This is a genomic window from Fictibacillus fluitans (assembly GCF_030418125.1).
Classification (GTDB): Bacteria; Bacillota; Bacilli; order Bacillales; family Fictibacillaceae; genus Fictibacillus_C; species Fictibacillus_C fluitans.
Genome location: NZ_JAUHTR010000002.1, coordinates 293,917 through 317,432, shown reverse-complemented (window position 1 = coordinate 317,432; position 23,516 = coordinate 293,917). Strand labels below are relative to the sequence as shown.

Sequence of the window (23,516 nt, the reverse complement as noted above, 5' to 3'; positions counted from 1 at the left end):
TGGTTCATTTTTAAGGCTTCCATCTAATACTCACCCTCAGGCCACCGAGGGGTGAAGGTTCTATAGTGATTCCTGCATCTTCACCATAGTGGAGAGACAGACGCTGATGGACATTCCATAAACCACAGCCCATCTCTTCATCCATTGGCTGCGACAGCTTCTTCTGCAGCTCTTTGATTTCCTTTTCACCCAGTCCTTTTCCGTCATCGTCCACTATTAATATCAGGTATCCGTCCCGCTGCTCACCTTTAACGTGAATCATACCTGCTTCAAAAACAGGCTCAATTCCATGTATGACTGCATTTTCCACAAGGGGCTGCAGGGTAAGAGGCGGGATTTTCGTTTTTCGCATGTAGGAGGGAAGGTCAATGGAGTAATTCAATCTCTTCATGCGCATTTTCTGTATCTCAAGATAGTTGGTTACAAACTGAACTTCCTCCTCCAACGGGACAAGGCTTTTTTCCTGTCTGGTGGTGTATCTGTAGTATTTCGAAAGGTTTTGAGACATCGCCACTACCGCTTTTGTGTCATTCAACTTTGCCATACTTGAAATAAACGAAAAGCAATTATAAAAGAAATGAGGGTTGATTTGAGATTGAAGCTGTTTGAGCTTGGCCTCACGAATCCTTAGTTTCTCCACATACACTCTCTCGATCAATTCCTCAAGGCGTGCGGCCATCATGTTAAACTGCTGAAACAAATATCCAAACTCTGCCGTTCCTTTAGGCTCCATTCTCACCGAATAATCTTCATTCTTCAGCCTTCTGAAACCGGAGATAAATTGATTGATAGGAACTTGAACCTGGTTGTACAGCAAATAGGCCGCAATGGAACTCATTAACAGCAAAACCACCATGGACAAATAAAATAAATAATTGCTTCTGTTAATTGGCTCGAATATTTGTTCCAACGGCACATAATCCACCAGAAACCAGGACATATTTTCCGATTTGACAGCGTTCACAAGAAACTTTTTATGCTGATACTCCAATACTCTCTGGCTGCTTCCTGGCAGTTTTTCCTTCTTCAGCTGCTGAATGAGACCGTGAATGATTTCTCCGTTTCCGTTCCGGTTATAGACAGGATTGTAGCCTTTTTTATAATAGAAGGGATCATGCCCTCCCCCTTGCTTGAATTCATCAAGCATATCTTTAATGTTGTCATCGCTGAACTGAACCTCAATAATTAATTTTGCCTTTTGGGGATCATTATTGGCAGAAAACGGCGTTACACTATACCAATGAAAGTCATACTGCGAATTTTCCTGAGTGCTTTTTCGCACAGACCATCCTGGTTTCAGGCGGGATTTTAAGACGGTTTCATTGTAGGTTTGGTAAGTGGCAGAAGGATCAGTGGAAATTACTTTTTTGACACTGGGGGAATACACGAACAGCTGATTTCTCCAGTTGGTAGAGTTCGACAGTATCCCCAGTTTGTATTGAATTTGCTTGATGACCGTAATCGCATCCAAATCAAGAATGTCACTTTTCAAAAATTCATTCTGCTGCCGCAGCACATCAGGGTCTTCAACCAAAAGGTTTGGAAAAAGGGACAGACGATTAATATTTGCGTCAAGCTGGCTTTGAAAGTAGAGGAGCTGACCTTTACTCGACTTGCTGATTTCATTTTCTACGACATCAGTACCTACCCGGTTGGAGTAAATGTATAAAAGAAGAATCGGAAGAAGCATTGCTACAATTAGCAAATTGATCTTTGTAAATATGTTAAATTTCTTGAACATGTTGAACCCCCATGGACTGCCGGCAGCCCCGTCATTTATCTTTGCTTATTTTATAGAGTTTTCTGAGAATAGTAAATATGGAGGTATGTTCTTCTTTCCATAAAAAAACAGCGCACATCTCTGTACGCTGCCTTTCTCTTATACCAACAACTGAAACAATGTTTTGTCCTGATTGACGTTCTGATAGGCAAAGCCTTTGCGGTTCATTCGCTCGATCAGCTCTGGATAGTCCTCTTTGTGCTTCAGTTCAATGCCGACCAATGCTGGCCCGCTTTCTTTGTTGTTTTTCTTTGTATATTCAAATCGGTTGATGTCATCATCCGGTCCCAGCACTTCGTCCAAAAACTCACGGAGCGCACCGGCCCGCTGTGGAAAATGAACAATGAAATAATGCTGAAGTCCTTCATAGATCATGGAACGCTCTTTAATTTCCTGCATGCGGCCGATGTCATTGTTTCCTCCGCTCACTACACAAACAACGGTTTTGCCTTTGATCTGCTCGGCATACTCGTCCAGTGCCGCAAGTGCAAGAGACCCGGTTGGTTCAGCCACAATCGCATTCTTATTGTATAGCGATAAAAGGGTGGAACAGACTTTTCCCTCAGGTACAACGACGATATCGTCCAGGATCTGCTGGCAGATTTCATACGTAATTGCCCCTACGTTTTTAACTGCCGCACCGTCCACAAACGGATCAATGCGGTCGAGGCATACATGTTTTCCTTTAAGCATGCATTCGTTCATCGCTGCCGCCCCTGCCGGCTCTGCGCCGATAACCTTTGTTTGCGGAGATACACTTTTCATGAATGTGCCCATTCCAGCTGCCAGGCCGCCGCCGCCAATCGGAACAAACATGTAATCAATGTTATCATCACAGTCATTCAAAATTTCTACTGCGACCGTCCCCTGGCCCGCAATTACATCCTCGTTGTCATAAGGATGGATGAACGTACGGTTTTCCTCGCGGCTGCTGACAATCGCCTGCTCGTAAGCATCATCGAATGTATCACCTGTGAGCACCACTTCAACGTGCTCGCCGCCGAAGAACTTCACCTGGTTCACTTTTTGCTTTGGCGTAGTGGTCGGCATGAAGATCTTGCCGTTGCTTTGCAAGAGGTGGCAGGAATAGGCAACGCCCTGTGCATGGTTCCCGGCACTGGCACAAGCAATCCCGTTGGCAAGCTCCTGAGGACTGAGCTTTTTGATCCGGTTATACGCCCCACGGATTTTGAACGAGCGGACCACCTGCAGGTCCTCGCGTTTCAAATATAATTTACAGTCATACTGCGCGGACAATAAAGGATTATATTGCAAAGGGGTATGAAGGACCACGTCCCTGATGCGCTGATTGGCGATCATGATGTCTTCGACCAGCACCGTTCTTTGTTTTTGCTGTACCTGTTCCATGTTCCTCTTCCTTTCTCGTTCCATTTTTACAAATAAAAAACTCTATTTTTTTACCCATAAAAAAACTCCTCCCTTTTTAGGGACGAGTTTAGCTCGCGTTACCACCCTAGTTCCGGAGCAAACGGGCTCCGGCTCTTAGTCAACCAACATGTTAACGGTAAAATACCGACAAAGCTTACTTGATGGTTCAGCTTTGCTTCTCAGAGATGATTTTCAGATAATGTTTGTTCACCGGCTCCCACCAATTCCGGCTCTCTTTGGAACAAAAATATTATCCTACTGTTCTCGTCATTGAATGTTTTCTGTTCAATTTTAAAACTAAGGTTAACAGCTTCAAAATGACAAGTCAATACGTTTATTATAAAATTTAGAATATTCTCTAAATGTAAGCGTAATCATTTTAGCGTATGGCCAAGCTGTTTGATTTAGAACGTAAAATGACTCAAAGCAAATAAAAAAACCGCTCAAATGATGAGCGGCTGATTCATTATATTCTTTTTGCGCCAATATAGCGCGGCTGCCAGTAGCTGTTGCTGGTTTTTGTGATAGACACTCCATGAGAGCTGGCAGATTGAATCATCTGTCCGCTTCCCATATAGATGGCAACGTGCGTAGGGCGTGAAGCTCTGTTGGGAGCGAAAAACATAAGATCGCCCGCCTTAAGAGATTTTACCTTGGTTCCTTTTTTATACATGTCAGCTGCCGTACGAGGCAGTGTTTTTCCTGATTTGCTATATGAGTATTTCACTAGTCCGGAGCAGTCAAACCCTCTTGGAGACATGCCTCCCCAAAGATAGCGGACACCTAAATTGGACTTAGCGACAGAAATGGCTTTTTTATGGTATGTAGTCGATGCAGCTTCACTCTTGGATGGTGATACTGTAACCGTAGTAAGAATAGTAGCGAGCAACAATAAAGCTAGAAGATTCTTTTTTAACATTGTGTTGTGTTCCCCCTGTTGTTTTCTACCTGTCTTACTATATAGTACCAATGTAACAGGAATATAGCACCTCTTTTACATTTATATTACAAAATACAGCAAGTTTATCCAATGTTCGCTAAATCTTTCCTCCGACGTTTTTACTAGAATCACCCAAAAAAAACTGCCGGTCGGCAGCTTTTCTCAATGCATCATACCATTTCCTACACCATCTGCGTCTGCAGCAGCTGATAATAGTCTCCTCCACCGGCAATCAGTGCTTCATGGCTGCCTTCTTCCTGGATTTGTCCGTCTTTGACAACAATGATTTTATCCGCATTACGGATGGTGGACAATCGGTGGGCGATGATGATGGTTGTCCGGTCTTTGGACAGTTCGTCGAGCGCCGCCTGGATCGCCCGCTCGGTTTTCGTATCCAGGGCGGATGTCGCTTCGTCCAGAATCAGTATCGCCGGGTCCTTTAGGAACATGCGGGCGATGGAAATACGCTGCTTCTGCCCGCCTGACAGCTTCACGCCGCGCTCGCCAATCATCGTATCAAGGCCTTCCGGCAGACTTTCGATGAGCTCTTCCAGCTGGGCGCTTCGGATTGCCTTCCACAGCACCTCTTCATCCGCTTCAAAATCACCATACATAATATTGTCCCGAATCGTTCCGTCAAAAAGATAAATATCCTGCTGGACGATGCCGATCTGGCTGCGCAGCGATTGCAGCGTCAGGTCACGCACATCCATGCCGTCAATGGTGATCTTTCCTTCTGTAATATCATAAAAGCGCGGAATTAAAGAACACAGCGTCGTTTTTCCGCCTCCGGACGGACCAACAAGTGCCAGCGTTTCCCCGTTCCTTACACGGAAGGAAATATTCTCTAAGACGGGCTGGTCCTCTTCATAGTCAAAGCTGACATTTTCAAAGGCGATGTCCCCGCGCACATGGGCAACCTCAATCGCATCTTCCTTGTCCTTAATGGAGGGCTCCATATCCAATACTTCAAGGTACCGTTTGAATCCCGCATACCCTTTGGGAAGCAGCTCGAGAATCTGGTTGATGTGCTTGATCGGTGCGATGAAGACATTGGAAAGCATGACAAACGCAACAAATTCCCCGTAGGTCATCTGGTCATTAATTACGAACCAGGAGCCGCAGCCGAGAACCAGCAGCAGGATCACCTTCATGAGGGCGAAGTTGATGGAACTGCTCCACGCCATGATCTTGTAGGCGACCAGCTTGGCAATGCGGAAGCCTGAGTTTGTGCCTTTGAACAAGTTGATTTCATGCTCTTCTTTCGTAAAAGACTGAACGATGCGGATTCCGCCGATATTATTTTCGATCCGGGCGTTATAGCCGGCAATCTTTTCATACATCGTGTGGAACGCTTTGGACATTTTTTTGCTGTAAAAAAGAGAAACAAAAATGATGATCGGAATCGCAACAGCCAGAATCAGAGCCAGCTGCCAGTTAATGTTAAACATGATCACAAAGGAACCGATGATGGTCATCATGGCGATGAACAAATCCTCCGGACCATGGTGAGCGACTTCGCCGATATCCATTAAGTCATTCGTAAAACCGGAAACAAGGTGTCCCGTTTTATTGTTGTCAAAAAACGAAAAGGACTGTCTCTGCAGCTTGGCAAACAAATCTCTGCGAAGATCGGTTTCAATACCAACTCCAAGCCGGTGGCCGAAGTAGGTCACCACATAGTTCATGAACGTGCTCAGGATAAAAACAAACAGCAAGATGATACAAGCGATGGAAATCAAGCGCCAGTTGCTGTTTGGCAGAAGGTCGTCGATCACCCGGTTCATGGCGACAGGAAACGCAAGCTCGAGCAGAGCAACGAAAACCGCACAGCTGAAGTCCAGAATAAACAGGCCTTTATAAGGCTTATAATAAGAGGCGAAACGTTTGATCGTATCGATGGATGCCCCCTCCTTCTTGTTAAAATGTGAATCTCCAGAAAATGAGAAGGAGAAACTTCGTAATCTACTAACATCCTATCCTAATTGAGAATAATATTCAATTAAAATGTAATAAATAGGCAGAAAAAAAGCACCCATGTAAAAGGTGCTCATGTAATCGTTACGACTTCATGTTCCTTTGCCGATTGGTAGGCAGCTTCCACGATTTTGGTGGCGGCTACCCCGTCCCAGGCAGTTGCAAGCTCGGTCTGGTGATTTCCAATGGTTTCAACAAAGGCATTCATCATGTACAAATATTCAAAGTCACCATAATCGTGTTGAAGGGTCTTCGTATTGTTGTATTGAGTCACTTTCTGTGCGTACGCCCGTAAATCGACCGCCCCCTGGGTTCCGGTCGCCCGGAGGTCTATTCCTCCCCACGTCGGATAGCCTTCCGGCCGCGACCAGCTTGGGTCAATATCGGCAATAATGCCATTGTTAAATTCCAGCTGTACATGTCCCACATCGTCAATCGTAATGCACGGAACCAAAAATGAATCGGCTTCTGCATAGATTTTTGACACTTCGGCTCCGGTCAGCCATCTCATTAAATCAGCGAGATGGACAATGTGATCCATCAGTGCACCCCCGCCTGAACGCTTTTTATCAATAAACCAGCCTTTCGGGCACTGCCCCGGGTTTTTACCGTGAAAGGCCAGCACTTCTCCAATTTGCTTTTGCTCAATCACCCGTTTCAGTTCCATGGCCGGTGTGTTGAACCGCAGCGGAAATGCGGTAGCCAATACCACGTCCTGCTCCACAGCCTTTTTTGCCATCCGCTCCCCACTGACAGTGGATATGGCCAGCGGCTTCTCGCACAGAACGTGTTTATTCGCTTCAATGGCGGCAAGCACCAGCTCCTCATGCTTGGCATTCTCGGAACAGACGACCACCGCCTCACATACCGACAGTGCATCATGAAGGTTTTCATAAAAGACGGTCTGCAGATCAGCCGCCTTCTTTTTACCGCGGTGGGCATCATCGTCATAAATCCCGGCCAGCTCCGTGCCCGCGCACTGCTTTACCGCACTTGCAAAGGCTTCAAAATGAACATGGGCAGTTGATAAAATAGAAATCTTCATCAGGCATTCAGCTCCTTCACTAAGGAAATGGGCCGCTTTTCGTCCGCCGACTTCAAGGCCAGCAAAGCCACCCTTGTGCTTTCATACGCATCCTGAAGTGTTATCGGGATGGGGCGGTCGTCTCGGATGGCGTCGATAAATTCCCGCAGCTCGAGATACCAGGGATCGTCCCGCAAAAGTACTGCCGGAATCTCGGTGGAATCCTTTGAAGCTGAGGCCTTTTGATGAACCTGCAACGGAAGAACATCCTGGCTGTTGTAGGTAAATAGCTCATTTTCCTGTGCGATTTCCGCCTCCTGAACAAAGCCGCCCTCATACCTCCAGCTTCCTTCCAGCCTGGTGATGGACCCATTCTCATGACGCAGGGTTAGTAATGCGTAGTAATACTCGGCATCACTTTGTGCGTAAATTCTTGTCACCGGCCCAAACGCCCAGCATGCAAAGTCAATGTCATGAAGCAAAAGATCAAGTATGACACCGCCGCTGTTGTTGCGGTCGAGCGACCAGTTTTTCGCGCTGACCGGCAGCTGTGACCGCCTTGAAAGCAGCGAGGACGCTGGCTTGCCGGGATCAATATTCTCTTTTAACTGGCGGTATTCCGGAAAATAACGAAGCACCTGTCCGACCATGACTTTGCCAGCCGAACGCTGTTCCAGTTCCAGCATGAACCGGCAGTCTTCCTCTGTATGCGCCATCGGCTTTTCCAGAAAAATATGCTTGCCCCTGGCTGCCGCTTTTTCAAAAACCTCACGATGCATAAAGGTCGGCAGACAAATATCCACCACATCCGCAAGCTCCAGGCACTCGTCCAGATCGTTGTATACCGGTACTCCTTCAATGCTGCCGGTTTTGGTTGTCGAGTAAATCCCGGCCACTTCGACATCATTCATTTTCTGATAGGCGCTTAAATGGATGTTTCCGATAAAACCGTAACCCAAAATGACAATTTTCACAGCAGGCACCCCTTTCTTGGCGAAAAATCGAATATTTTATACATTCCCTGTTCAACCGGGAAGACCTGCAATATTTTTGAAGAGATGGGCGGAGTTATCTCACCACTTTTGTTGGTTTACTCACGGAATTTCGTCCCTTACCCACCATTCCGCTGCATTTACTCTAGGGATTTCTTATTTATCTCACCGTTTTGCTTGCTTTACTCACCAATCACATCATTTTCAAAACAGCCGACGAAAAAATACCGTTTGAAAACGGTATTTTCTCTCATCCTATCGTTGTACCCGTCCCTCATATTCATTCCTAAGTATACTGTAGTACAAGGACATCACTTTTTTCCCGTCCAAACGCTCCAAAATTTTCTCCTCGCTGAACCGGTACGTAAACCCGCACTTTTCATTCACCCGTTTGGAGTTGTGGTTAAAATCAAAATGCCCGCACCATACAACGTCGAGTTTCAGTTCTTCAAATCCGAATTGGAGCACAGCGTTGACGGCTTCCGGAACATAGCCATTTCCCCAGTAGGCGGGATTCAGCACATAGCCGATTTCCTTTTGTCTCAAATGCATCTGTGACAGATCTGGTACACGTTCATGGAGACCGATACTGCCGATCACCTTTCCTTCTGAAGGCAGTTCAATTGCCCATGTGTCATTTTCTTTTATAAACACCTCAATGATTTCCTTGCTTTCCTCTTCACCCAAATGAGGCTTCCAACCTGCATTCGGACCCACGTCCTCACTCTTCGCATACTCATACAAATCCTTGGAATCAGATGTTTTCCAAGGTCTCAAGCGCATCCTCGCAGTCTGCAATTCTTTCATGGTCAGGCCCCCTATTATTTTTTACAATTATAGGTGAAGTACCCCTAAATAGGAATAAGAAAAAGCAGTGCACCAAGGCACTGCTTCAAAATCTACCATTTTTTCAATCCCAGCAACTTTTCTCCCAATTCCGTGAGCTGTGCAGTCTCATATTTTTGATGCTCCAGGTTGCGCGGATCTCCCGGAAAAGCCTTCCCGGTTGGTGGTATTCTCTCTTTCCAGGATTGGATTCTCGTGTCCTTCAACTGATCGTTGTCCTCTTGTGCAGGAAACATGGAGATATACTGAGCGAGACGAGGCTTATCTGAATAATTGGGACGGATGCCGTGCGGCTGCATGCTGTTAAAAATCAGCAGATCCCCGGCCTTTGTGACCACTTTGGTCGGTGAATACCCAGCCGTATCCGGTTTATGCGGATCACGGTCATCCGGCTGATTCTTTACCCACTCATCGAAATCACGGTAAAGCTCTGGGATGCATTGAAACCCTCCCATATCAACATCGGTATCAGCGAGGGACAAGACCCCTTGCACATTTACCGGTATGGGATCAAGTGAAGTATCCACGTCCCAATGGATGAAACTGTTGTACTCATGGCCGGGCTTCATTGGAAGGTTGAGGTTGCAGCGGTCAATGCTTGCCCACAATTTCTCCGTTCCCCAGATATCTGTAAATGCCTCATAAACCTTCGGATACATCCGATTGTCCCACAGGTACTGATGATTGTAGAGCTCCACCATCCCTGTGTTTTTCAGCTCCTCCATCTGAATCTCGCGCCTTGCCGGTTTATACCAGGTGGAAGAATCATGAGGGTCCTTTTCTTCAAAATCCCAAATCAAGTTCACCAGCCGCTCAAGGTGATCTTTTGGAACAATATCCCGCACGATGACATAGCCATTTTCTTTCCAAAACGTCCAATCATCTTCACTCAGCACACGCAGTGGTTCATTGTTCTTTCTCTCATTTAACGGAACTGACATTTCGAGAATATTATTGAGCTTTTGCTGGTTCATTTTTACTTCCTCCCTGTTTTTATTTGTTGGTTGATGTTGTTTTAATCGTAGTCCCCCAGCTGTTTACGTACAATAAACGATCTTGTCTTCTTCTTAAAAAAACTATACAATCTTGCGGGTATCTCCTATTAATCTTGTAATATTTCACCTGAAATTCGCTTATAAGCAGGAAACCATCACTATCTTGTTTACCTTTACAAAAACCTTTCTTATCTTGCGGTTCTCTATAGATTTAAAGCGCTTTCTCTTATACACTAAAAAGAACTATTCTGAACTGAATGGTTCTCAAACGAATCGGGAGGTTATTGTATGTTAGACGTACTCAATCACAAATCCCTCTCCCCTGACACCTTGTTAATCAATAAAGCCCCTCGTCTTCTGTATGCCGGGCAGATTAGCGATAACCCCCATTGGAAGTTCTCCAGTCACAAGCATGACGACTTAAGCGAAATTGTCCATATATGTGCCGGTAAGGGAACGTTTATGGTGGATGGTACAACCTATAAAGTATCCCATGGAGATACCCTCATCTACAATAAAGGCGTCTTGCACGAGGAATGGTCGAACCCAGCTCATCCATTAAAAACCTATTTTTGCGGAGTAACCAACCTTTCCATTTCCGGGCTCGACGATCTCCATATCATCCCTTCAGGAATTGAGCCTGTGATCAGACGCAATAAGTATTCTGACAAACTAAAAACCTTGTTAGCCGAGATTTTTGATGAAGCCGCACTAAAAGCAGATGGATATGAAAGCGTCTCGAAGCATTTACTGATCTCCCTCATTACGTTGATTTACCGCATCCTTCACCTGCACCACAGTGATGTTTCGGCTGAATCAAGGGAATCACTCGCTCACCAAATACAAGAGTATATCGACAAGCACTATACGAAAAGCCTGTCACTGGATGACCTGGCGGAAGTTTTTTTTATCAGTCCCTATTACCTGTCCCATGTTTTCAAAGAAGAGACAGACCTATCTCCCATCCACTACCTGATTACAAGAAGAATGGGTGAAGCCAAGCGGCTTTTGGTCTCAACCAACTTAAAGGTACGCGAGGTAGCCCAGCTTGTTGGTTACGAAAACCCCAATTACTTCACCGTGCTGTTCAAAAGGTTTACCGGTGAGTCTCCGAAACAATTTAAAATCAAGCATTCTGAAAAGCTGCATTACCCGAACACAAAGAAAGGCCCTTTTCCCAAATAAGAAAGGGGCCTTTTTACTATTGCATTTTATTGAAACTCATTCTTTCTGAATACCTGTTTAACTAGGTGTCTGCTGCGTTTTAATGTATGATAGGTTGCAAATCCTGCTTTTCCTGCCAATGATTTTTTGTATTTTGTCCAGGTGTATCGTACTGCGTAGTTTCTTTTAAGCCCATTTATCCATCCTTTAGGCTGAAGAATATCAGCTTCTCGCTCTACGATCTTTTCAAAAATCCTGAAGCTGTTATTTTGGTCAACATATTTAAAATAGTCATGACGCTTTAAGCTGAATTCTTCTCTTTCCTGAAATTCATTTTCAATATACTCGCTCAATTTGTCCACCAATCCGGCTGAGTTGTACGCCACTTCACCAAACAAATCGTTCTTAAGATCCATGTAACTGCCCTGATGTTCCTGATATTTTTCCAAATCAAAATGGAAAAAGAGGACTGGCTTTTTCTGATAATAGGTCTCCCATGCAACACTAGAATAATCTGTAATCAAAAGATCAGATCTCATGAGCAAATCATTGATCTTTGCATCGCCAAACTGAATGACATTGATGTGCTCGTTGGAGCTGGTAAAGTTGGTAACGTACGGCATGAATTTTGGATGTACGTAGAAATTCATAATGACATCATGCTTTTTCAGTAAATGCGCAAGCTTTTGGGATTGGATCAGGCTGTTGTACTGCAAGTAGTAATCCGACTGAATAAACTGCTCATCCTGTACTTCTTCCAGCCAGTTTCTCCATGTAGGCATCAGAAAGATTTCTTTCTTCTCTTTCTCCGCATTTTTTTGTTCCACAACATCCCATCTTGAAAGTCCGGTCACGATTACATTGTCATCATCATAACCGAAATACGTTTTAACAATTTCTTTCTCAAAGTCCGAAGATACAACAAACAGCTCAGCTCCATTGGCTGTATTCACCTTGAAGGTGTTATCCACTCTCTTAAGGCCAAGTACACCGTGCTGAAGGAAAATATACGGTTTCTTGTTGAGATAATCCCGGATGACCCCTTGTGACACCCGCCAGGCATAGCCATGACCTTTCGTTTCGGATGAGACAATCATCCTGGAACCCAGCAGCAGCAAAAGATGTTTTATACTCATGAAATAAACAACACGGTTTTTATATCGCTCCAGGTGCTGTTCATCCTTTGAGCCCTTTTTTATGACATAAAACACGTTTCTGTCATAATGCTGCTCATAGCAATATTTGAAAAAGTAATAACTGTTGTCTTGTGCCGTTTCTGAATACTTTTCATGAATCAGCCATGCCGGCTTTCTCAAAAAGTACCAAAAGCACAGCAGGTACAAAATAAAGGCAGTATACTCATTTATCTTGTATTTAACAGTTTCAAACTCACCCATTTGACGGTAGGTCAGGCTGAGACAATTGTTGATGGTAATGTAGGGATATACGAGATAGTTATCTTCGGTTTTAATATTATAATTTAAAATAGCATTTTTCAGTTTTCGGTGAACGAGAAGACTCTCGTTCTTTAATCGAACAAGCCGCTTGGTTTGATTCTTAAAGACAACACAAATAAAGAAATCCCAATAAAATTGCTCTAGCGGCAAATCTTTTATGGAAAATCCAGCTTTTACTTTCCGGCTATTGCCAAGCTTTAAAGGTTTTTCTGTGCACGGAATATGAATCAAGTTGCTTTTATTATGACGACTTCGCAGCACCACAGAGTCAACCGAAAACTGGTCTGTCTCGTCTACCTTTATGGATGCTGTAAGCTTTAATTGCCCTTCTTGAGACATGCTTAATTGGTGGAGGTAAGCCTTCGACGGATAGAGCGTATTGACATGCTGCTCAGGTGTACAAAAGTAAAAAGCGAATTCATTGTCTTTTGTCAGGTATGGAGATAAACCCAGTTCTTCATTTAGTTCAAGATAACCCACTCGTTTATCTTGAACCGATTCAGGTTGATTCAAGTACTGGCCAACTCTCCGTTCTTCAACAACATCCGCATGAGAAAGCACAGCAAACAGATCCCACCGGCCGCTAGACCCAATGATACTTTGAAACTGAGAAACTGGAATATTAATCCATTCTTTTTCACCATGAGAGGAACGTTCTGCCTGGAGCTCTACTTTTTCCGCTTTTCTCCTTTTCCTTATATAAAACCTCACTGCTTCAGCATGGTGCAGGTCACTCTTTTTCATCTGGAAAACAACATGGTCTTCTTGAACTTCTAAGCTTTCTGCATAGATATGCCCTCTAATTACAGCCGTATTCATCGTTTGTGAACTATGAATTTGGATGAAGAAAGATTGATTCAAATAGTCAAAAAGAAGCTGTATATCTAATCGATGGCGTTCTAACAAATGTCCTTTTTCTATTTCTATATAAACATTCCACTTCTTTTCCTTATCCAGGACGTCCAGCTCACTTTTTGGGAAGTGGATACTGTTGACTCCGATCTCCATGGGAACGACTACCGCAGCATCTCCACTTTTCAGTACAAGCCTCGCCTCCTCCTTGTGGACACGATTTAAAAATGGTTCAGCCCAATTCAACTGTATGGCTCTTTCTGATTCCATCACCATGCAATCTTTTTGCTGGAATTCCACTACATCATAGCTTTTATCTTCCAGCTGCATGAGATTGGCACAATGAAGGGACAAACCATTTTTCTCCGTAAAGTAAGGAATGAATGTGGTTTTGTGATTTTGATGAAAAATCGGTGTAAGATAACGGATGGTTACAGGCGCAACAGGCGCATCATACAATCCCAGTCTCCCCTTCTGTTTGACCGTACCGTCTCTTCCGTTAAACGCAATATAAAAGTCCCATCGGCCTTTTCCTAATTTTTCCATTTGATTCATGAAAACCGTCAGTTTATAGCCAGGTGATGTTTCGATAAGATGATGTTTTACAGTTTTTCTTTCGCCGCTGTCTCTCTTTTGAATAAAAATATGAAATGGCTCATGATGAGGAAAGTCTTTGAATAAAAGATTCAGGTTAGTGCCATTCCATTCAACATGACTGAATGAAATGGTTTTGTTTTTATTTTTCAGCATATTTTCTCCCTTTATTGCCTCTTCTCTTGACGTGTCTCAGCTCCTGCCTGCTTATTTTGCCACCTGATGTAAACGTGATTTTTTCACCATATCGTACGCTCTTCTTACTTGTGATTTGGAGTTTTCGGAAATGATCTTTGCAGGTATTCCCACTACTGTCACATTATCAGGAACATCTTTTGTGACAACGGAATTTGCGCCAATAGAAACATTATTTCCTATTTTGATTCCTCCAAATAATTTGGCGCCGGGCGCTATGTATACATTATTTCCAATGTCAGGCACCCCACCCTTGTGCATGCCAATGTTTACACCGGAATGAATTTCACAATTTTTCCCTATTCTCGCCTTTTTATTTACAATAACAGAGCCGCAATGAGGAATCTTCAAACCCGGTCCAATGGATCCAGGATGAATGGATATTCCAAGACGTGCTCCGACTTTTTTTAGTTTTCTCAAAGAAAGGTTATATCTCAGCATGGAAAATCTGCTGTTAAATTTTTTTGTTTTTAAGTACTCCGATTTTCTTAACAATCGTTGAAAATACAATTCTGGATGCATCACCCGGTAGCTGTATTTCCATCGGTCCAGCTTTCTTGCTATCAAATCGGCTTCCAGGTAAATCTTATAATCATCCCTATTCTTTATCGGCATAATGCCCCCCCTTTTGAATAATAGATTTACTGTATGTTTTCATCTTTAAACGTTAGTGTAGGTACAAAGGGTTAGTTCACAGCAAAAGTACCACCTTCTTCATGAGGGTGGTTTTTGTTTTGTCATATAATAATTTAGGTTGGTAACCGGCTAAATCGGTTTCGTTCCTGTATTATAGCATAATAATTGTCAGAAAAAGTTTTAATTTGTATATTTTTGTTTAGTTACCAGAAACAAGCGCATGGTAAGTAAAAGGACCTATGAACTCTGTAAACCAAACATTCCTTCAACTTCCCTTTCCAACTGAATAAACAACGAAAAGCCGCCGACTTTTTTACGCAGTGCTTGCACCAATGATCGGTAATACCACTTCTGCTGATCCCTTCCTCTCTTAAAATGATCCCAGACAGCGTCACCTTGTACCTCCATGTCCTGTTTCAGCGACAGCACATTGTGCAGCTTATCAGCACATGCAATTTGGCAGACCTCCACGGTTGCTTCCTTCTCAATGAAGGAGATGGTATGCTGTTTTCTTTCTTCCCACGATGCTGATTTATTCGGCTCCGAGCTTCCCTGGACCAATTGAAGCACGTTCTTTCCAAACTTTATTTCAATATCAGTTGCAGAATAGCTTGTATCTTCAATCACATCATGCAAAATGCCGGCGATCACCACATCCTCATGACACCCCGCATCCATCAGCAGCATACCGACCGTATAGGGATGAGAGATATAGGGCTTCCCGTTTCCTTTTCGGACCTGTGATTGATGGGCAGCCGCAGCCAATTCAATGGCCGCGGACATTTTGATTACTGATTCAATATTCATAATTCACACTTCCCATAGAATGACTTACCAGCTTTCAAACATTACCCTGACTGACTGCCCTTTAAGCTTCCCTGCTTCTATAATCAGTTTGGTCGCTATACCTCATTTTTCATACCTTACACTATAGTAGTATTAATAAATACCACCCTATTTATTTTAGTAGTCACACAAAAAACCCCTCTCCATTTTTCTGAAGAGGGGCCAGACATTTCCGCTAATCAAGCGGCTTTATTTTTATTGTAGATATCCAACGCTACCGCAGCTAGAAGGACAAAGCCCTTGATGCCCTGCTGCCAGTCGATGCCAACGCCAAGGAGGGACATGCCGTTGTTCATGATTCCCATAACCAGGCCGCCGATAATGGCTCCCGCAACGGTTCCGATTCCGCCGTAGGCTGAAGCGCCGCCGATGAAGCAGGCGGCAATCGCATCCAGCTCGAACAAGTTTCCTGCTTTAGGGGTAGCTGCGTTCAGACGGGCAGCAAACAACAATCCGGAAAGCGCAGACAGAACGCCCATGTTGACGAATACCCAAAAGGTAACCTTCTTTGTTTTGATCCCGGACAGCTGTGCGGCCTTCTCGTTTCCGCCGATCGCATAAATATGGCGGCCCGCTGTCGTCTGATTGGTAACAAAACTGTAAAGGAGAACAAGGACACCGAGAATGACAAGGATGTTCGGAATGCCTTCATAGGTGGCGAGAACGTAGGCAAACAGATTCAGCACGATAAAAATGACGGCAAGCTTGGCGATGAATAAGCCTACCGGCTGTAAGTCAAAGCCATAGGAAATTTGATTCTTCCTGGCTTTCCACTCATTGAAAACATAAAGAAGAGCTAACACAAATCCAATGACCATTGTGGTCACGTGCAGTGAACCACCGCCGAGCCAATCGGGAATAAAGCCTGCGCTCATGGCTTGAAAGCCATCGGGATATGGTGCGATGGATTTCCCTTCCAGGGCGACCATCGTCAGCCCGCGGAAGATCAGCATGCCGGCCAGGGTGACGATAAAGGCCGGAATCTTCACATAGGCGACCCAGAATCCCTGCCACGCGCCGATTGCCGCTCCGAGCAGCAGAGAAATGATAATGGCCAGGAAGGTAGGAACGTTATGGTTAATGATCATAATCCCTGAAACGGCACCCACAAAGGCAGCGACCGAACCAACGGACAAGTCGATGTGACCGGTAATGATGACGAGGACCATTCCGATGGCAAGCACAAGAATATGAGCGTTTTGCAGAATAAGATTGGTGATGTTAAGCGGCTTGAGCAGCAGGCCATCGGTTAACAGTTGAAAAAGAAGCATGATGACAATCAAGGTAATGATCATCGTGTACTGCCGCATGTTTTTCCTGATTACCTGTCCTACGGAAAGCTCTTGGTGATTATCTTGCTTTTGCGGTAATTCCAGCTGACTTTGCATGGTGGTCACTCTCCTTACGTTTTGTCATGTATCTCATCAGTACTTCCTGGCTGGCTTCTTCGCGCGTGACTTCGCCTGTGATCCGGCCTTCGTTCATACAATAGATCCGGTCGCACATGCCAAGCAGCTCCGGCAGTTCTGAAGAAATCATGAGAATTCCTTTTCCTTGCCGGGCGAGTTCATCTATGATCGTATAGATTTCATACTTTGCGCCCACATCAATTCCCCTTGTCGGTTCATCGAGGATCAAGAGGTCCGGATTGGAAAGAATCCATTTGCTCAGTACGATCTTCTGCTGATTCCCTCCGCTTAAAAGTCCTGCCTTTTGGTGGACGCTCGGTGTTTTAATGTTCAGCTTCCTTCGGTATTCCTCGGCCACCTGCACCTCTTTGTTTTTGTTCACCACCAGCCGGCTGCAGATTTGCTTCAGGCTGGCGAGCGTGATATTTGTTTTAATATCCTCCATCAGAATCAGGCCGCTGTCTTTTCTGTCCTCGGAAACATAGGCAAGGCCATGGCCGATCGCCCGGTCCACACCATCAAGCACCACTTCCTCCCCTCTCAGGAAGGTTTGGCCGGTGATTTTCTTGCCGTAGCATCTTCCGAAAAGGCTCATCGCCAGCTCCGTTCGCCCGGCTCCCATCAAGCCGGCAATGCCTACGATCTCGCCGCTTCGGACGTGAAGATCCACTTCATCAATCACTTTGCGATGGGTGTGAAGAGGGTGATACACATTCCACTTTTTCACCTCGAAGATCGTCTGGTGAATGTTCGGGGAGCGGTCAGGATAACGATGTGTCAGATCACGCCCGACCATTCCTTTAATGATCCGGTCTTCATTCACCTGTGAGTCCTTCATCGACAGCGTTTCAATGGACTGTCCGTCCCTCAGGATTGTAATTGAATCGGCAACCTTTTCAATTTCGTTCAGCTTATGGGAGATGACGATGGAGGAGATGCCCTGCTTTTTAAACTCCAGCATCAGCTGCAGCAAATTTTCACTGTCCCTTTCATTGAGCGAAGCGGTCGGTTCGTCCAGAATGAGCAGCTTAACATTCTTGGAAAACGCCTTGGCAATTTCAACAAGCTGCTGCTTTCCAACACCGATGTCGCCAACCTTTGTATCAGGATTTTCCTTCAATCCCACCTTTGCCAGCAATTCTTTTGTTTTCATTGTGGTCTGATGCCAATTGATGATCCCCCTTCGTGACTGCTCGTTTCCGAGAAAAATATTTTCAGCGATCGACAGGTACGGAACAAGCGCCAGCTCCTGATGGATGATGACGATTCCGAGCTGTTCACTGTCCTTGATGGTTTTGAAGGCACACGAACTTCCGTTGAACAGTATTTCTCCTGAGTAGGTGCCGTGGGGATACACGCCGCTCAGCACCTTCATGAGCGTCGATTTACCCGCGCCGTTTTCCCCGCAAAGCGCATGAATTTCTCCTTCTTTTACCTTCAGGGAAACATTGTCCAGCGCTTTAACGCCAGGAAACTCCTTGGTGATGCTTTTCATTTCCAATATGATGTCAGACATGGTTCTCAAAACCTCCCCGCTGCTAGTTGATTCCAAGCTGTTCTTTCGTATAATAGCCACTTTTGACGAGCACATCTTCCACATTGTCTGCATCCACCGAAACCGGCTGCAGCAGGTAGGCAGGAACAACCTTTTTGCCGTTATCGTACGTTTTCGTATCATTGACTTCCGCTTTTTTGCCATGCAGCAGGGCCGCAGACATGTTGACGGCCTGTTCGGCCAGTTTTCTTGTATCCTTAAAAATGGTTTGCGTCTGCTGATGTTTGAGGATGGATTTGACAGAGGCGAGTTCCGCATCCTGTCCGGTGATAACCGGCAGCGGCTTGTCCGGCTTTCCGTACCCCACTCCCCTCAAAGAGGAGATGATCCCTATGGAGATCCCGTCATAAGGTGACAGCACCGCATCCAGCTTTTTATTGGAATAGTGGGCACTGAGCAGGTTATCCATCCGGGACTGGGCAAGCGAACCATCCCATCTGAGCGTGGCTCCCTGATTGAATTTGTCCTGCCCGCTCTGGATTTTCAGCTTGCCTTCCTTGATATAGGGCTTGAGGATGCTCATGGCCCCCTCGAAAAAGAAATACGCGTTATTGTCATCCGGCGAGCCGGCAAACAGTTCGATGTTAAACGGACCTTTTTTCTTCTTCAGTCCGAGCTTCTTTTCAATATACTTTCCTTGAAGAACGCCTACCTTAAAGTTATCTAAAGTGGCGTAGTAATCGATATAATCGGTGTTGAAAATCAAGCGGTCATACGAAATGATCTTGATGCCTTCGCGGTGAGCCCGTTCAAGCACATTGGTCAGAGCCGCCGTTCCATCGATGGGGGCAACGACGATGACGTCGACTCCCTTGGTCATCATGTTTTCGAGCTGTGCGGCCTGGTTTTCAACCACATCCTCCGCATACTGCAGGTCGGTTTTATACCCAAGCTTCGTAAATTGCTTTTTCATATTTTCACCGTCATTGACCCACCGCTCCGACGACTTTGTTGGCATGGAAATACCCACATAGCCGCTGTTTGTGCTTTCTGCTTTTTTTATACCGCATGCGGAAAGCACTGTTACTATCGTAAGCAGCAGAATGACAGAAAGGATTTTTCTCATTGAAATATCTCCTTTGAAGTCTGAAATATTACTGTCCGGTCATGGAAGACATCTTTTTGGCCGTGCCTTTGATGTTCTCGATTTTTTGAAACGACTGGTCACATACCCGGTACATGAGCCAAGCTGTAGGACTGATGATGATAAAAAGAAAGAATGGCATTGTGATGATGATGCCTGTCGAGAGTGAAAAAAGAAGCAGGCAAAAAAACGCGGCGTGCGGCTGAATAACAACGAAATACAGAGCGTTTTTGATCATGCTTTTTAGATCCAGTTCGTAATGCACCATAAAAGGAAAAGAGAGAAGCAGGACAAAGACAGCACCAAGAAGCAATGCCACCGTAACCGGCAGCAGCATCCAGCGGAATACCGTGCCGAGCTGCAGAATAATGTTTACGTTAAGCAGCAGCGCCGAAACCCACAGCACCAATCCCCAGCCAATGAGCAAACTCTGCTTCAGGTTTTCCTTGAAATGCGACCAAAACCCGCTCACCAGGGGAGGCTCCTTTTGAAGCCTCCAGTCCCGGAGAACACCAAACAGGGCAGCCGTTGCCGGGAAAACCGTGACGATGGGCAGTGAGCAAATCAGCCACAGCGTATTTAACAAAAACAGCCGCACGATATCATGTACCGTCCATTTCATACCTGCCTCTCCCCTCTCTATCCCTTGATTCCTCCGGAGGTTAAGCCGGAGATAAAATACTTTTGGAAGAACAAAAAGATGATGATAATCGGTATAACCGCGAGTACGGCTCCGGAAATAAGCATGTCGTAGTTATTTCCGTACGGGCTCAGAAGTGAAGCGAAGCCGATCGGCAGCGTAAACATCTCTTTGGAACGGAGCACAATGAGCGGCCAGAGAAAGTTATTCCAGCTTCCCATGGCCTGCAAAATGGCCATAGCCCCGAATGCCGGCTTCATCAGCGGCATCATGATCCTGAGGAATATGCCAAACTCAGTACAGCCATCCACCCTCGCCGATTCCAAAAGCGCCTTTGGCAGGCCAAGCGCGTATTGCCGGAAAAAGAACACGGCGACAGGTGCCACGATAAAGGGCAGAATCACCCCGGTGTACGAATCAACGATCCTTAACGCTACCGTCATCTTGAAAAGCGGCAGCATCATAATCTCAATAGGCACCATCATGATAAAAAGAACGAGAAGAAAGAGTACGTTTTTTCCTTTAAATGAATAGACAGCGAGCCCGTATCCGACCATCGAAGAGAAAAACAGCGTAAGGGCGGTTGTAATCACAAGGAGCAGCAGACTGTTTTTAAACCACTCGAAGTAGATGCTTCCTCCCTGAAACAGAAAGGCATAGTTTTTAAGACTCATCACCTGAAAATCCAGCTTCAAATTCAAGCCAAACCGCAAGAGCTCTGTGGAAGGCTTGAGTGAAGCAAGAACAAGGCAGAACAGCGGAAACAGCGTAACGACACACAAAAGGATAAAAAGCGCATTGACCGATACTTTTGAAAGTGCTGTGTTCTGTTTTCTGTTCATCTCAATGTTCCTCCTTAAATGAACCGGAAAGTTTAAGTGAGATAACGCTTACAAGCAGGATAATGACAAGCAGAACGATTCCGATGGCAGCGCCAAGTCCCATATTGTTGTAGGCCAGCCCCTGCTGGTAAATATAGCCCACCAGTGTTAATCCGATATCGCCAGGAGAGTAGTTTTGCCAGAAGACGTAGCTTTCCTCAAACATCCGGAACCCGCCGACAATGCTGATGGTCAGCACATAGACCGTAACTGGCTTCAAGCTCGGCAGCGTGATGTGAAAAAACTTCTGAAAGGTGGAAGCTCCATCGATGTCTGACGCTTCATACAAATCGTTCGAAATGTTCTGCAGCCCGGCAAGGAAATAAAGCATATTCACACCCAGCCACCGCCATGAAGCAAGCAGCACCATGACAAACATTCCTGTGCTCTCGTTTGAAAGCCACAACTCGGGGTCCAATCCGAGCTTGATGAGAAAGGAGTTCACAAGCGCGGACTCCATATCGCCAAAGATCAGACGGAACACGATACCGGCAATAATGGTAGAAGTAAGAACCGGAATAAAAAGCGCTGATTTAAAAATGTTCTTAAATCTCGTCATCCGCGAGTTTAATAGAACGGCCAGCACCAATGGAATCGGAATTAAGACAACAAGCGTCCAGAACGTGTATTGAATTGTGTTCAGTAAAGCGGTATAAAACGTCGGGTTATTCAGCCTTCTGTAATTCTCCAGCCCGACAAAGGTTGTTTCACCCGGCAGCACCTCCTGAAAGCTCATAATAAAGGTCTGGACGAGCGGATACGCAAAAAAGATTAAAAAAGAAAGAATAAACGGAGCAACAAACACATAAGGAGCCACTTTTCTTGAATACAGCATGCCGGAGAACCAGCTTCTTTTCTTCTCCTTGGAAAGAGTTACAGGCTGGGTATTGCTGTGCACCACCTTCATCAATATCCCCCTCGCTTAGTTTCATCTTAAAAAATCTTAAGAAGTCAGGTTATTTGAGTTCTCTGGCTGCATCATCAAGTGCTTTCTTTGGTGATTCGTTCTTCAATTTAATGGTCTTGTATAAAATTTGTGTGGCCAGCTTATCGGAAACAGCCGGGAAATCCTTCGTCATATACAGAGGATTGATTTCATCCTTCAGTTCAAGAAGTGTGTTAAACAGGCCGGTTCCATTCGTGAAGTAGTTGGTATATTTATTTTCTTTTTGCAGAGCCGGATCGTCCCAGACATCCCATCTGAGCGGATCAAAGCCGAGAACGGTCCAAAGCTTGATGTTGCCTTCCTTGGAAGCTTTGGCATATTGCAGGAAGTCTTTGGCGAGATCTATATTCTTGGATGCTTTCGGGATGGAAGTGGCTGTACCGCCCATTCCCGCTGACCGGTCTCCGCCTTTTGTCCAGGCGGGCATCGGACGGATGGCAATTTTTCCTTTTAAGTCCGGCATATAGTCCAGAAAACGCCCCATGTACCAAATCGGCATCATTACAGAAGCGGCGCCTCCCTGATTCATGAACCCGTAGTATTCTTCGGCATGATGGTTTCCGCCAGGAGTAGGTACGGCGACTTTGTCCTTATATACCATATCCCTGAGAAACTCGAGCGTTTTTACGTTGATTTTGTTGTTCAGGATGAGCTTGCCGTTTTTGTCAAAGAAACCAGACTTTTGCTGGATAATCATTGGCAGGAAGTTATTCGGATCCTTCGTTTCAATCGTGGTGATTGGCTTGCCTGTTTTTTTCTTCACCTGTTTGCCAGCGTTTACGTAATCCTCCCATGTTTGGATTTTGTCGATGTCCACTCCCGCTTTTTTCATAACTTCCGTGTTGTAGTACATCACAGTGGTTCCTACATGGGTGCCAATACCGTACAGTTTTCCGTTTTTGCTGTACATGGTAAGCCGTGATTCAACGAACTTGTCGCGGTCTTTTGCCACCAATGACGTCAAATCCACTAAAGGAATCTTGTTGCCCTTGACCATGGTTGCGAACCGTTTCTGTTCAATATCCACCAAATCAGGCACACCCTGGTTGGCAATCAGAGAGATGGATAGATTGTCATGCATCTGACCATAAGGATAAACCACCGAATTTAATTTAATCTTCCGGTCCGGATGCATCTTGTTCCACTTCTTCGCAGCATCCTGAAATAATGCCTCGTGAAGTCCGTTAAACGTCCAGTACGTTAATGTGGTCGTCTTCGATTCAGCGGGATCACCCGAGGTCTTCACGCTGCAACCGGATAAAAGGGAAATCACGAGCAAAACAGCCAAAACACACAAAACCTTCCTCTTCATCA

The 23,516-nt window shown here is 45.2% G+C and carries 19 protein-coding genes and 1 other annotated feature; of the genes, 1 reads left to right on the top strand and 18 read right to left on the bottom strand.

Features of this window, described 5'->3' with window-relative positions; all coding sequences use genetic code 11:
• Positions 1-10: 10 nt before the first annotated feature.
• The 8 genes from QYB97_RS06690 to QYB97_RS06655 all read right to left on the bottom strand — a co-directional run bounded on the left by QYB97_RS06690 (position 11) and on the right by QYB97_RS06655 (position 9,922).
• Positions 11-1,741 (bottom strand): sensor histidine kinase, encoded by a 1,731-nt coding sequence (locus QYB97_RS06690; protein ID WP_301165201.1) that lies wholly within the window; start codon positions 1,739-1,741, stop codon positions 11-13.
• 138 nt (positions 1,742-1,879) lie between these two features.
• Positions 1,880-3,148 (bottom strand): threonine ammonia-lyase IlvA, encoded by a 1,269-nt coding sequence (gene ilvA / locus QYB97_RS06685; protein ID WP_301165200.1) that lies wholly within the window; start codon positions 3,146-3,148, stop codon positions 1,880-1,882.
• 75 nt (positions 3,149-3,223) lie between these two features.
• Positions 3,224-3,449 (bottom strand) — a binding site (T-box leader).
• A 186-nt stretch (positions 3,450-3,635) separates the two neighbouring features.
• Positions 3,636-4,088: a C40 family peptidase gene (locus QYB97_RS06680; protein ID WP_301165199.1), complete on the bottom strand. Its 453-nt coding sequence runs from the start codon at positions 4,086-4,088 to the stop codon at positions 3,636-3,638.
• A 203-nt stretch (positions 4,089-4,291) separates the two neighbouring features.
• A complete protein-coding gene (locus QYB97_RS06675) occupies positions 4,292-6,010 on the bottom strand; it encodes an ABC transporter ATP-binding protein (protein ID WP_301165309.1) in 1,719 nt (572 codons plus the stop codon).
• Positions 6,011-6,159: 149 nt separating this feature from the next.
• Positions 6,160-7,131, bottom strand: a complete 972-nt coding sequence (locus QYB97_RS06670) for a Gfo/Idh/MocA family protein (protein ID WP_301165198.1) — start codon at positions 7,129-7,131, stop codon at positions 6,160-6,162.
• Entirely contained in the window at positions 7,131-8,084 is a 954-nt protein-coding gene (locus QYB97_RS06665; protein ID WP_301165197.1) for a Gfo/Idh/MocA family protein, read from the bottom strand. Before QYB97_RS06665 ends, QYB97_RS06670 begins: the two co-directional genes overlap by 1 nt.
• A 273-nt stretch (positions 8,085-8,357) precedes the next feature.
• A complete protein-coding gene (locus tag QYB97_RS06660; protein WP_301165196.1) occupies positions 8,358-8,909 on the bottom strand; it encodes a GNAT family N-acetyltransferase in 552 nt (183 codons plus the stop codon).
• Between the two features lie 92 nt (positions 8,910-9,001).
• Complete coding sequence (locus QYB97_RS06655; protein ID WP_301165195.1) at positions 9,002-9,922, bottom strand: phytanoyl-CoA dioxygenase family protein; 921 nt, start codon at positions 9,920-9,922, stop codon at positions 9,002-9,004.
• Between the two features lie 309 nt (positions 9,923-10,231).
• Here QYB97_RS06655 and QYB97_RS06650 point away from each other — a divergent pair, with 309 nt between their 5' ends.
• Positions 10,232-11,128, top strand: coding sequence for an AraC family transcriptional regulator (locus QYB97_RS06650; protein WP_301165194.1), 897 nt, complete (start codon positions 10,232-10,234; stop codon positions 11,126-11,128).
• A gap of 26 nt (positions 11,129-11,154) precedes the next feature.
• On the opposite strand, the gene QYB97_RS06645 is transcribed toward QYB97_RS06650, so the two are convergent.
• From QYB97_RS06645 to QYB97_RS06600, 10 genes are all read right to left on the bottom strand, one after another.
• Positions 11,155-14,166, bottom strand: coding sequence for a CDP-glycerol glycerophosphotransferase family protein (locus QYB97_RS06645; RefSeq protein WP_301165193.1), 3,012 nt, complete (start codon positions 14,164-14,166; stop codon positions 11,155-11,157).
• A gap of 51 nt (positions 14,167-14,217) precedes the next feature.
• A complete protein-coding gene (locus tag QYB97_RS06640; protein ID WP_301165192.1) occupies positions 14,218-14,820 on the bottom strand; it encodes a serine O-acetyltransferase in 603 nt (200 codons plus the stop codon).
• 258 nt (positions 14,821-15,078) lie between these two features.
• Complete coding sequence (locus tag QYB97_RS06635) at positions 15,079-15,648, bottom strand: HD domain-containing protein (protein ID WP_301165191.1); 570 nt, start codon at positions 15,646-15,648, stop codon at positions 15,079-15,081.
• A 218-nt stretch (positions 15,649-15,866) separates the two neighbouring features.
• Positions 15,867-17,075 carry a multiple monosaccharide ABC transporter permease gene (gene mmsB / locus QYB97_RS06630; protein ID WP_301165190.1) on the bottom strand — a complete coding sequence of 403 codons (1,209 nt, stop codon included), beginning with the start codon at positions 17,073-17,075 and terminating at the stop codon, positions 15,867-15,869.
• Positions 17,038-18,612 (bottom strand): multiple monosaccharide ABC transporter ATP-binding protein, encoded by a 1,575-nt coding sequence (mmsA, locus tag QYB97_RS06625; protein ID WP_301165189.1) that lies wholly within the window; start codon positions 18,610-18,612, stop codon positions 17,038-17,040. Before mmsA ends, mmsB begins: the two co-directional genes overlap by 38 nt.
• A 22-nt stretch (positions 18,613-18,634) precedes the next feature.
• Positions 18,635-19,717 carry a multiple monosaccharide ABC transporter substrate-binding protein gene (gene chvE, locus QYB97_RS06620; protein WP_301165188.1) on the bottom strand — a complete coding sequence of 361 codons (1,083 nt, stop codon included), beginning with the start codon at positions 19,715-19,717 and terminating at the stop codon, positions 18,635-18,637.
• A gap of 28 nt (positions 19,718-19,745) precedes the next feature.
• A complete protein-coding gene (locus QYB97_RS06615) occupies positions 19,746-20,357 on the bottom strand; it encodes a YesL family protein (RefSeq protein WP_301165187.1) in 612 nt (203 codons plus the stop codon).
• Positions 20,358-20,374: 17 nt separating this feature from the next.
• A complete protein-coding gene (locus QYB97_RS06610; protein WP_425589773.1) occupies positions 20,375-21,223 on the bottom strand; it encodes a carbohydrate ABC transporter permease in 849 nt (282 codons plus the stop codon).
• Positions 21,219-22,091 carry a carbohydrate ABC transporter permease gene (locus QYB97_RS06605; protein ID WP_425589772.1) on the bottom strand — a complete coding sequence of 291 codons (873 nt, stop codon included), beginning with the start codon at positions 22,089-22,091 and terminating at the stop codon, positions 21,219-21,221. The genes QYB97_RS06610 and QYB97_RS06605 overlap by 5 nt, the downstream gene beginning before the upstream one ends.
• 121 nt (positions 22,092-22,212) lie before the next feature.
• Positions 22,213-23,514, bottom strand: coding sequence for an ABC transporter substrate-binding protein (locus QYB97_RS06600; RefSeq protein WP_301165308.1), 1,302 nt, complete (start codon positions 23,512-23,514; stop codon positions 22,213-22,215).
• Between the last annotated feature and the right edge of the window lie 2 nt (positions 23,515-23,516).

Excerpts from the sequence above, each read along its gene's own strand:
- chvE (WP_301165188.1), bottom strand. The coding sequence starts at position 19,717 with ATGAGAAAAATCCTTTCTGTCATTCTGCTGCTTACGATAGTAACAGTG.
- QYB97_RS06660 (WP_301165196.1), bottom strand. The coding sequence starts at position 8,909 with ATGAAAGAATTGCAGACTGCGAGGATGCGCTTGAGACCTTGGAAAACA.
- QYB97_RS06655 (WP_301165195.1), bottom strand. The coding sequence starts at position 9,922 with ATGAACCAGCAAAAGCTCAATAATATTCTCGAAATGTCAGTTCCGTTA.
- QYB97_RS06635 (WP_301165191.1), bottom strand. The coding sequence starts at position 15,648 with ATGAATATTGAATCAGTAATCAAAATGTCCGCGGCCATTGAATTGGCT.
- ilvA (WP_301165200.1), bottom strand. The coding sequence starts at position 3,148 with ATGGAACAGGTACAGCAAAAACAAAGAACGGTGCTGGTCGAAGACATC.
- QYB97_RS06640 (WP_301165192.1), bottom strand. The coding sequence starts at position 14,820 with ATGCCGATAAAGAATAGGGATGATTATAAGATTTACCTGGAAGCCGAT.
- QYB97_RS06670 (WP_301165198.1), bottom strand. The coding sequence starts at position 7,131 with ATGAAGATTTCTATTTTATCAACTGCCCATGTTCATTTTGAAGCCTTT.
- mmsB (WP_301165190.1), bottom strand. The coding sequence starts at position 17,075 with ATGCAAAGTCAGCTGGAATTACCGCAAAAGCAAGATAATCACCAAGAG.
- QYB97_RS06680 (WP_301165199.1), bottom strand. The coding sequence starts at position 4,088 with ATGTTAAAAAAGAATCTTCTAGCTTTATTGTTGCTCGCTACTATTCTT.
- QYB97_RS06645 (WP_301165193.1), bottom strand. The coding sequence starts at position 14,166 with ATGCTGAAAAATAAAAACAAAACCATTTCATTCAGTCATGTTGAATGG.
- QYB97_RS06615 (WP_301165187.1), bottom strand. The coding sequence starts at position 20,357 with ATGAAATGGACGGTACATGATATCGTGCGGCTGTTTTTGTTAAATACG.
- QYB97_RS06690 (WP_301165201.1), bottom strand. The coding sequence starts at position 1,741 with ATGTTCAAGAAATTTAACATATTTACAAAGATCAATTTGCTAATTGTA.
- QYB97_RS06650 (WP_301165194.1), top strand. The coding sequence starts at position 10,232 with ATGTTAGACGTACTCAATCACAAATCCCTCTCCCCTGACACCTTGTTA.
- mmsA (WP_301165189.1), bottom strand. The coding sequence starts at position 18,612 with ATGTCTGACATCATATTGGAAATGAAAAGCATCACCAAGGAGTTTCCT.
- QYB97_RS06605 (WP_425589772.1), bottom strand. The coding sequence starts at position 22,091 with ATGCTGTATTCAAGAAAAGTGGCTCCTTATGTGTTTGTTGCTCCGTTT.
- QYB97_RS06600 (WP_301165308.1), bottom strand. The coding sequence starts at position 23,514 with ATGAAGAGGAAGGTTTTGTGTGTTTTGGCTGTTTTGCTCGTGATTTCC.